Origin of the sequence: Pseudomonas fluorescens, assembly GCF_902497745.1 — a bacterium.
Taxonomy (GTDB): domain Bacteria; phylum Pseudomonadota; class Gammaproteobacteria; order Pseudomonadales; family Pseudomonadaceae; genus Aquipseudomonas; species Aquipseudomonas fluorescens_BM.
Genome location: NZ_CABVHJ010000018.1, coordinates 43,431 through 53,036, shown reverse-complemented (window position 1 = coordinate 53,036; position 9,606 = coordinate 43,431). Strand labels below are relative to the sequence as shown.

The 9,606-nt window shown below is 59.6% G+C and carries 11 protein-coding genes; 5 read left to right on the top strand and 6 right to left on the bottom strand.

What is annotated here, in order from left to right:
* The 3 genes from F8N44_RS31855 to F8N44_RS23805 all read left to right on the top strand — a co-directional run.
* The coding region (locus F8N44_RS31855) for an SAM-dependent methyltransferase (protein ID WP_224794813.1) at positions 1-649 on the top strand (649 nt) is incomplete at its 5' end.
* On the top strand, positions 642-1,133 hold the full coding sequence (locus tag F8N44_RS23810; RefSeq protein ID WP_150652017.1) for a DUF2878 domain-containing protein: 492 nt from the start codon (positions 642-644) through the stop codon (positions 1,131-1,133). The genes F8N44_RS31855 and F8N44_RS23810, both read left to right, overlap by 8 nt.
* Positions 1,134-1,185: 52 nt before the next feature.
* Complete coding sequence (locus F8N44_RS23805) at positions 1,186-1,491, top strand: YkgJ family cysteine cluster protein (protein WP_077574517.1); 306 nt, start codon at positions 1,186-1,188, stop codon at positions 1,489-1,491.
* A gap of 132 nt (positions 1,492-1,623) precedes the next feature.
* On the opposite strand, the gene F8N44_RS23800 is transcribed toward F8N44_RS23805, so the two are convergent.
* The 6 genes from F8N44_RS23800 to hemA form a co-directional block, all read right to left on the bottom strand.
* The gene (locus tag F8N44_RS23800; protein ID WP_150652016.1) at positions 1,624-2,142 is read right to left on the bottom strand and encodes an acyloxyacyl hydrolase; all 519 of its coding nucleotides are present in this window, start codon (positions 2,140-2,142) and stop codon (positions 1,624-1,626) included.
* Between the two features lie 112 nt (positions 2,143-2,254).
* Positions 2,255-3,046 (bottom strand): glutamate racemase, encoded by a 792-nt coding sequence (murI, locus tag F8N44_RS23795; protein ID WP_150652015.1) that lies wholly within the window; start codon positions 3,044-3,046, stop codon positions 2,255-2,257.
* On the bottom strand, positions 3,039-3,794 hold the full coding sequence (locus F8N44_RS23790; protein WP_150652014.1) for a molybdopterin-synthase adenylyltransferase MoeB: 756 nt from the start codon (positions 3,792-3,794) through the stop codon (positions 3,039-3,041). The genes murI and F8N44_RS23790 overlap by 8 nt, the downstream gene beginning before the upstream one ends.
* Positions 3,788-4,618 (bottom strand): peptide chain release factor N(5)-glutamine methyltransferase, encoded by an 831-nt coding sequence (gene prmC / locus F8N44_RS23785; RefSeq protein WP_150652013.1) that lies wholly within the window; start codon positions 4,616-4,618, stop codon positions 3,788-3,790. The genes F8N44_RS23790 and prmC overlap by 7 nt, the downstream gene beginning before the upstream one ends.
* The gene (gene prfA, locus F8N44_RS23780; protein WP_127929756.1) at positions 4,619-5,701 is read right to left on the bottom strand and encodes a peptide chain release factor 1; all 1,083 of its coding nucleotides are present in this window, start codon (positions 5,699-5,701) and stop codon (positions 4,619-4,621) included. It lies immediately after the preceding gene.
* Entirely contained in the window at positions 5,698-6,984 is a 1,287-nt protein-coding gene (gene hemA, locus F8N44_RS23775) for a glutamyl-tRNA reductase (protein WP_007951716.1), read from the bottom strand. The genes prfA and hemA overlap by 4 nt, the downstream gene beginning before the upstream one ends.
* A gap of 273 nt (positions 6,985-7,257) precedes the next feature.
* Here hemA and F8N44_RS23770 point away from each other — a divergent pair, with 273 nt between their 5' ends.
* Both F8N44_RS23770 and lolB read left to right on the top strand, forming a co-directional pair.
* Positions 7,258-8,982 carry a tetratricopeptide repeat protein gene (locus F8N44_RS23770; protein ID WP_150652012.1) on the top strand — a complete coding sequence of 575 codons (1,725 nt, stop codon included), beginning with the start codon at positions 7,258-7,260 and terminating at the stop codon, positions 8,980-8,982.
* Between the two features lie 3 nt (positions 8,983-8,985).
* A complete protein-coding gene (gene lolB, locus F8N44_RS23765) occupies positions 8,986-9,603 on the top strand; it encodes a lipoprotein insertase outer membrane protein LolB (RefSeq protein WP_141127536.1) in 618 nt (205 codons plus the stop codon).
* The last annotated feature ends 3 nt before the right edge of the window (positions 9,604-9,606 follow it).

Genomic DNA, 9,606 nt, shown 5'->3' with positions numbered 1-9,606 from the left:
GCTCTATGCTGCTCAAAATTACGGTTGCCGTGTAACCACCACCACACTGTCGAAAGAACAGTACGCGTTTACCGCACAACGCATCGAACAGCTGGGCTTGCAGGATCGGGTCACGCTGCTGCTCAAGGACTACCGCGACCTCACCGGCGAATACGACAAACTGGTGTCGATCGAAATGATCGAAGCGGTCGGTCACCGCTTCCTGCCGACCTACTTCAAACAATGCGCGCACTTGCTCAAGAGTAACGGCCTGATGCTGATCCAGGCGATCACCATTCGCGAACAACGCTACGAACAAGCCAAGCGCGGCGTCGACTTTATCCAGCGTTACATTTTTCCCGGCGGCGCCCTGCCCTGCGTGCAGAAAATGCTCGAAGTGGTCAGCCGCGACACCGACATGAACCTGCTGCACATGGAAGATTTCGGCCTGCACTACGCACGCACCCTGCGCTTGTGGCACGAGAACTTCCGCCGCGCCCACGGTCGCTTGAGCGAGTTGGGCTACGACGATTATTTCCTGCGCCTGTGGGAGTTTTACCTGTGCTACTGCGAAGGCGGTTTTCTCGAACGCACCATCGGCACCGCGCAACTGTTGCTGGCCAAACCGGCAGCGATGACCGCGCCGTTGCTCGGGCGTTTCGATGCTTGAGCGTGTTGCCAATGCCGTGCTGTTCCAGCTCGGCTGGCTGACCTGCGTACTCGGCGGCAACAGCTTGTGGTTGTTGCTGGCGTTGGCGGTGCTGGTGATTCATCTGCGCTGGATCAGCAGTTGGGCGGCTGAAGGCCGTTTGATTTTGAGCGTGGTGATTGTCGGCACGGCGGTGGACAGTGTGTTGCGTGGTGTTGGGGTGTTCGAGTTTCAGGATCAATCGCCGCTGATTCCGCTGTGGCTGATGTTGCTCTGGGCATTACTCGCAACCACCTTGCGCCATTGCCTGGCCTGGAGCGCCCGGCCGTGGTGGCTGGCCAGTGTGCTGGGCGCAGTTGGCGGTGCGCTATCGTATTACGCTGGCGGACGCTTGGCCGGAGTGCAATTTCCCTATGGTGAACTGCCGACACTGATCGGCATCGGCCTGCTCTGGGCGCTGCTGTTTCCGCTACTGCATGCGATGGCGCGGCGGCTGGCGCACTGAGCGTCTGTCAGACCTTTCACACGCACGACCGCCACTGCCTTACACTGCCGCCATGAAAACCATTCCCCACCAGCAAATCACCGAGCCTGCCGTCACCTGCTCGACCTGCGCAGCCTGCTGCTGTCAGCTCGAAGTGATGCTGATCACCGACACTGGCGTGCCTGATCGCTTTATCGATACCGATGAATGGGGCGGCGAGGTGATGTTGCGTCTGGACGACGGTTGGTGTGCGGCGCTGGATCGCGACACGATGATGTGCACGATTTACGAAAAGCGTCCGCTGATTTGCCGCGAGTTCGAAATGGGCGCGCCGGAGTGCATTGAAGAACGCAAAGGCATCACGACCGCCTACCGCTGATTTTTGAGTTCACTGAAAACAACTGTGGGAGCGAGCTTGCTCGCGAAGGCGGTCTTTCATTCAACATCATCGTTGAATATGAAATAGCTTTCGCGAGCAAGCTCGCTCCCACAGGGGTGAGGCGTGTATCCGTTACAACGGCATCGTGTAATGCAGCGCGTAACTTTCTACACCGTCGTTGTCACTGGCCAGGCCGGCGTTGGAATAGTGCGTCGCACGAATCCCGACTTCATGCCCGCCATTGAAACGCAGACCAAAACCGAGGCGGTCTTCAAACTGGAAAGAACCGCCGAGATTGTTGGATTCGTACTTGGTATTGGAGAACGCCGCCACGCCAATCCCCGCTTCGACATACGGTTTCACCGACTGACCGGCGAACTCGTAAACGAATACCGGCGAGAACGACAAGCTGTTGTTACTGGAGGTCTTGTCACCCTCCCAGTAGGTGTAAGCCCCGCTCCAGTAACCGGTCAGGCGACCGACGTCACTTTGCAGCCAGCTCTTGTCCCAGTCGAAATTCATGCCCAAACGGTACGTCATGGTCGAATCGCTAGTGGCCCCCACCGCAAACTCAACACCTGCCGCTTGTGCAGTAATACTTTGCCCCATCAGTGCGGCCGCAATCGCGGCCAAGCAGAATAGTCGCTTCACGTTGAAACTTCCTTTTCCGGAACGATCGTTTGGTTTTCTAGATAACTCTTCGCTATAGAAGCTAGCGCCTGCTCAGAAGTTCAGCTGATTTTTTAGTTATTTCACAATTTTTTTACAAGTCGAAGTTTTGTACTTCGCCAGCGTTTTGTCCGAGCAGTGGCAGGATGTTTTTGAAATACGCGGGATCAGCACTGGTCCAGAATCTGACCGGCTGGTTCGGGCCGGCAGCGAGCAAATCGCGCTCTGCCAAAAGGCGCTGAAGTTGCCGCGCTACAGCAGCACCGGTATCGATCAGGCTGATGTCCGCAGGGATCATCGACTTGAGCATCGGCTTGAGAAAGGGATAGTGGGTGCAGCCCAGAATAATCGTGTCGCAACCGCTGGCCAACAGCGGCTCGACATAGCCTTGCAGCAACTGGCGCAACTCGGCGCTATGCAGATCGCCGCTTTCAATCAACTCGACCAGGCCGGGACACGGCTGGGTGATTACGCGAACGTCAGTGGCGAAACGATCCAGCAACGCAGCGAACTTGGCGCTCTGCAACGTGCCGGTGGTGGCGAGCACGCCGACCACACCGCTGCGGGTCGCGGCGGCGGCAGGTTTGACCGCAGGCTCCATGCCGACAATCGGCCAGTCAGGAAAGTCGCGGCGCAAATCGGCAACGCCGGCAACCGTGGCCGTATTGCAGGCCAGCACCAAGGCCTTGGCACCCTGCTCACGGAAAAACCCGGCCATCACACTGCAGCGCTGGCGGATGAACTCCGGGGTTTTCTCTCCGTAGGGAATGTGCCCGCAATCAGCGACATAGAGCAGCGATTCATTGGGCAGCAAACGCTGGATTTCCGCCAGCACCGACAAGCCGCCGACGCCGGAGTCGAACACGCCGATCGGCGCTTCACGCATGGCGCGAACCACAAACGCTGCAACCCGGATCACGCTTGACGCGCAGCTCGCGGAAACGCGAACCCAAGGCATCGATCAACAGCAGGCGCCCCACCAGCGGTTCGCCGAAACCGACCAGCACCTTCAAGGCTTCCAGCGCCTGCAGGCTGCCGACCAGACCGACCAGCGGACCGACCACACCGGCCTCGCTGCAGGTCAGTTCGGCTTCGCTGCCGTGCCCGTACAAGCAGTGGTAGCAGGGGCTCTCGGCGCGACGCGGGTCGAACACCGACAACTGCCCTTCGAGTCGAATCGCCGCGCCGCTGACCAACGGTTTACACGCAGCTACACACGCAGCGTTGACCGCTTCGCGGGTGGAGAAATTATCGGAACAGTCGAGCACCAGATCCACCGCTGCCACGGCTGCGGCGAGAGAATCCTCGTCCAGCGCCTGACGATGAGGGATCAGTTGGATTTCTGGATTGATCGCGGTCAGACGCTTGAGCGCCGAGTCGACCTTGCTCATGCCGACGCTGTCGGTGTCATGGATGATCTGGCGTTGCAGGTTGGTCAGATCGACCGTGTCGAAATCCGCCAGATGCATTTCACCGACACCCGCCGCGGCCAGATACAAGGCAACCGGCGCACCGAGACCGCCAAGGCCGACGATCAGCACGCGACTGTCCTTGAGCTTCAATTGCCCGTCGATGTCGATGTGTTGCAGCAGAATCTGCCGGCTGTAGCGCAGCAACTCCTGATCATTCAGCACGGCAGGCGCCCCAGACTGATGCGTTGATGACCGCCCAGATCGGTGCGGCTGTGGACTTCTTCGAAACCGCGCGTGAGCAGCAAGTCGCGGACGGCTTCGGCTTGATCATAGCCGTGCTCGAGCATCAACCAGCCAGCGGCCTCCAGGTGATCCGGCGCCTGCGCAACGATCAAGCGCAGATCATCGAGCCCGTCTTCACCGGCGACCAGCGCACTGGCCGGTTCGAAACGCACATCGCCTTCGACCAGATGCGGATCGGCGGCAGCAATGTACGGCGGGTTGCTGATGATCAACTGGAAACGCTGATCTTCCAGCGCGCTGAACCAATGGCTGCTCAGGACCGTGGCGTTGTTCAAATGCAGACGCTGACGATTACGTTCAGCGAGGGCCACGGCTTCGAGCACGCGATCCACCGCAGTGACTTTCCACCCCGGACGCTCGCTGGCCAAGGCCAAAGCAATCGCGCCACTGCCCGTGCCGAGATCGAGTACTTTGGCCGGCGTCGCGGGGAGTAATTCCAGCGCCGCTTCCACCAGCAATTCGGTGTCCGGGCGCGGGATCAGCGTGTGCGGCGCGACTTCCAGATCGAGTTTCCAGAAACCCTGCTGACCGAGAATATAGGCCACCGGCTCACCGCCACGGCGACGTTGCAAGTATTCGGCGAACGTCAGCGCCGCGTCACTCGGCACGATGCGCTCGGGCCAGGTGTGCAGAAAGCTGCGTGACTTGCCCAACGCCGCCGCCAGTAGCAACTCGGCGTCCAGACGTGCGGTGGGCGAGTCCGGCAGTTCGGCGGCGCGCAACAGGCTGGCGATGATGGTCATTTATTCACCTATCGCTGCGAGTTGGTCAGCCTGGTGTTCAGCCAGCAACGGCTCGATCACTGCTTCAACGCCACCGGCAAGAATTTCGTCCAGCGAGTACAGGGTCAGGTTGACGCGATGGTCTGTCACCCGGCCTTGGGCAAAGTTATAGGTGCGAATGCGCTCGGAACGGTCGCCGGAACCGACCAGCAATTTACGCTCGCTGGCGATGGCGTTCGCCGCCGCTGCGTTTTGCTGATCGTTGAGTTTGGCCGACAGCCAGGCCATCGCCCGGGCGCGGTTCTTGTGCTGGGAACGTTCTTCCTGACATTCGACGACGGTACCGGTCGGTATGTGCGTGATGCGGATCGCCGAGTCGGTGGTGTTGACGTGCTGACCACCGGCCCCGGAGGAGCGGTAAGTGTCGACGCGCAAATCCGCCGGATTGATCTCGATGGCTTCGCGCTCGTCCGGCTCGGGTAACACCGCCACGGTGCAGGCCGAGGTGTGGATACGGCCCTGGGATTCGGTGGCGGGTACACGCTGTACGCGGTGTGCGCCGGATTCGAACTTCAGCTTGCCGTAAACGTTGTCGCCTTCGATGCGGGCGATGACTTCTTTATAGCCACCGTGTTCGCCTTCGTTTGCCGAAAGGATCTCCACGCGCCAGCCACGTCGCTCGGCGTAACGCGAGTACATGCGGAACAGGTCGCCAGAGAAGATCGCCGCCTCGTCGCCACCGGTACCGGCACGAATTTCGAGAAAGACGTTACGCCCGTCATTCGGATCCTTGGGCAGCAACATGCGTTGCAGATCGCCTTCCAGGGTGATCAGCAATTCCTTGGCTTCGCGGACTTCTTCCACGGCCATTTCACGCATGTCCGGGTCGCTGTCCTTGAGCAGCGCCTGGGCACCTTCAAGATCGCTTTGTACGCTGAGCAGCTTTTTATAGGCCTGCACGACCGGCTCGAGTTCGGCGTATTCCTTGGAATAGGCGCGGAACCGGGTCTGATCGGCAATGACTTCGCCGTCGCCGAGCAGCGCGGTCAGTTCCTCGAAACGGTCCTGGAGGACATCCAGCTTGTTGAGCAGTGACGCTTTCATTGCGGTTTTTTATCCGAAAAACTATCCGGTGAGCCCTCAAGGGCAAAGAGTTCCTGGGCCATGGCCAGCGCATCGAGGCGGCCTTCGGCAGAAAGCTTTTTCAGCTGCACGCTCGGGGCATGCAACAGTTTATTGGTCAGGCCACGGGCCAGTTGCCCGAGCACGTCTTCAGCGTTGCCGCCGTTGGCCAGCAGACGCAGGGCCTTTTGCAGTTCCTCGTCGCGCAGGCGTTCGCTCTGTTGACGATAGGCCTTGAGCACGTCGACCGCCGCCAGCTCGCGCAGGCGCACCATGAAATCGTCGGCGCCGACCGAAACCATCTCTTCGGCGGCTTGCGCTGCACCCTGACGGCTCTTGAGGTTTTCGGCGACTACTTCGTGGAGATCGTCGACGCTGTAGAGGTAAACGTCGTCCAACTCGCCGACTTCCGGCTCGATATCGCGGGGAACGGCGATGTCGACCATGAAGATCGGTTTGTGCTTGCGCAGCTTCAGCGCACTCTCGACCGCGCCCTTGCCGAGAATCGGCAACTGACTGGCAGTCGAACTGATCACGATGTCGCTGCGTACCAGTTCTGCCGGGATGTCCGACAGCAACACCGCGTGAGCACCAAACTGTTCGGCCAGCAGACTGGCGCGTTCCAGCGTGCGGTTGGCAACGACGATGCGCTTGACGCCCAGCTCGTGCAAATGACGGGCGACCAGGGTAATGGTCTCGCCGGCGCCGATCAGCAGAGCCTGACTGCGCTGCAAATCACTGAAAATCTGTTTCGCCAGGCTGACCGCGGCAAACGCCACCGATACCGGGTTTTCACCGATGGCAGTGTCGGTGCGCACCTGCTTGGCGGCATTGAATGTCGCTTGAAACAGTCGCCCCAGCAGCGGGCCGATGGTGCCGGCCTCACGGGCCACGGCATAGGCCGATTTCATCTGACCGAGAATCTGCGGTTCGCCCAGCACCAGCGAGTCGAGCCCGGAGGCGACGCGCATCATGTGACGAACTGCCGCATCATCTTCATGCACATAAGCACTCGCGCGCAGCTCATCGAGGCTTAAATGGTGATAGTCGGCCAGCCAGCGCAGCACGATATCGGCAGAAAGCTGATCCTGTTCTATATAAAGCTCACTGCGATTGCAGGTGGAGAGGATCGCAGCTTCGCGGCTGTCGGTCAGTCGGCAGAGCTGCTGCAAGGCCTCCACCAGCTGTTCAGGAGTAAAAGCCACGCGCTCGCGGACGTCTACTGACGCAGTCTTGTGGTTGATACCGAGTGCAAGGAAGGCCATTCAAGGTCGCTGATGGTGACGTGAAGCCGGCAATTGTCCTACTTCGAAAGATTCAGAACAACTACCGCTGACTATTGTCCCAATCGTCAGTCCCTATAATGGGCACAATTTGGTTCCTTGCAGGAGCTGCCGCAGGCTGCGATCTTTTGATTGTGGTTTTTCGAATCACCAGCAAGATCAAAAGATCGCAGCCTTCGGCAGCTCCTACGGTTATGTTTGGCCGAAGGCTTGTGTCATGATGATCCGACCGCAGGTTAGTCGTCCTCTTCCTATATGAATAGATCTTCCGCGTTGCTCCTCGCTTTTGTCTTCCTCAGCGGCTGCCAGGCCTTGGCTCCCGTTTCGCCGGACGGTACGCCGTCGGTTGAAGACACCACGCCCGCGCCTGAAAAGCCCAAGGTTTACAGCTCGTTCAGCGAGGAAACCGTTTTCAGTCTGTTGAGCGCCGAACTCGCTGGCCAGCGCAATCGTTTCGATATTGCCCTGGACAACTACGTGACCCAGGCCATCAATACCCAGGATCCGGGCGTCTCCGAACGCGCATTCCGCATTGCCGAATATCTGGGCGCCGATCAACCGGCCCTCGATACCGCGCTGATCTGGGCAAAAAACGCCCCGGACGACCTCGAAGCGCAACGCGCCGCCGCCGTGCAACTGGCACGCGCCGGGCGTTACGACGACTCCATGGTCTATATGGAGAAAGTCCTGCAGGGCAAGGGCGACACTCATTTCGACTTTCTCGCGCTGTCGGCCGCCGATACCGATCAGGAAACCCGCAACGGCCTGATGAAAAGTTTTGACCGTTTGTTGCAGCGCCATCCGAACAACAGCCAGCTGATTTTCGGCAAGGCCCTGCTCCTGCAACAGGACGGCGACAACAAAGCCGCACTGGCATTGCTCGAAGATCACCCGCCGGAAGAAGGCGAAATTGCCCCGATTCTCCTCCGTGCACGCCTGCTGCAATTGCTGAACCGTGGCGACGAAGCGCTGCCATTGCTGCAAAAAAGCATCAAGAAGTACCCGGACGACAAGCGTCTGCGCCTGACTTACGCGCGCATGCTGGTTGAACAGGATCGGATGGACGACGCCAAGGCCGAGTTCTCCAGCCTGGTTCAGCAATACCCGGAAGACGACGAACTGCGTTACTCGCTGGCCTTGGTCTGCCTGGAAGCCAAAGCGTGGGACGAGGCCAAAGGTTACTTGGAAGACCTGATCGCTCGCGAAAGCCATGTCGATTCGGCGCACCTGAACCTAGGGCGCATCGCTGAAGAACGCAACGACCCGCAAGGCGCGCTCATCGAGTACGCCCAGGTCGGCCCGGGTAACGATTATCTGCCGGCGCAATTGCGTCAGGCCGATATTCTGATGAACAACGGCAAGACCGCAGAAGCGCAAAGCAAACTCGCCGCCCAACGCGACGAGCAACCGGACTATGCGATCCAGCTGTACCTGATCGAATCGGAAACCCTGTCGGCCAACAAGCAGGACGACAAGGCTTGGAAAGTCTTGCAGACAGCCTTGCAGCAGTATCCGGACGATCTGAATCTGCTGTACACCCGGGCCATGCTCGCGGAAAAACGCAATGACCTGGCGCAGATGGAAAAAGACCTGCGCCTGATCATCAAGCGCGATCCGGACAACGCCATGGCACTCAATGCTTTGGGCTACACCCTGTCCGACCGCACCACACGCTACGCTGAAGCCAAGGCGCTGATCGAGCAGGCGCATCAGATCAATCCGGAAGACCCGGCCGTACTCGACAGCCTCGGCTGGGTGAACTACCGCCTGGGCAATCTGGACGACGCCGAGAAATATCTGCGTCAGGCGCTGGAGCGTTTCCCTGATCACGAAGTCGCCGCGCACCTCGGTGAAGTGTTGTGGACCAAGGGCAACCAGCGTGAAGCCAAACAAATCTGGGGCAAATTCCTCAAGGATCAGCCCGACAGCACCATTCTGCGCAGCACCATCAAGCGCCTGACCGGATCCGAGACTCTTTAACTCATGTTTTTGCGCCACGTTATTGTTTTCAGCTTCATCGCCCTGCTCGCTGGCTGCTCGGGTTTTGGCACTCGCGAATCGGTCGAGGGCCACGGCAGCCCGGCTCAATGGGCCGCGAACAAACAACAGCTGAGCGGCCTCGATGGCTGGCAGATCGACGGCAAGATCGGCATCCGCGCACCGAAAGATTCCGGTAGCGGCACGTTGTTCTGGCTGCAGCGTCAGGACTATTACGACATTCGCCTGTCCGGCCCGCTGGGTCGTGGCGCGGCACGTTTGACCGGGCGTCCGGGCAAGGTGTCGCTGGAAGTCGCCAACCAGGGTCGCTATGAATCGCAGTCCCCGGAAGCCCTGCTCGAAGAACAGCTCGGCTGGAAACTGCCGGTGTCGAATCTGGCCTGGTGGGTCCGTGGTCTGCCGGCTCCCGACAGTAAAAGTCGCCTGAATCTGGACGCCGACAGCCGTCTGGCCAACCTCGAACAGGATGGCTGGAAAGTCGAATACACCGCTTACACCGAACAAAATGGTTACTGGTTGCCCGAGCGCATCAAGCTGCACGGCACCGACCTCGACGTCACGCTGGTGATCAAGACCTGGCAACCGCGCAAGTTGGGGCAATAACGC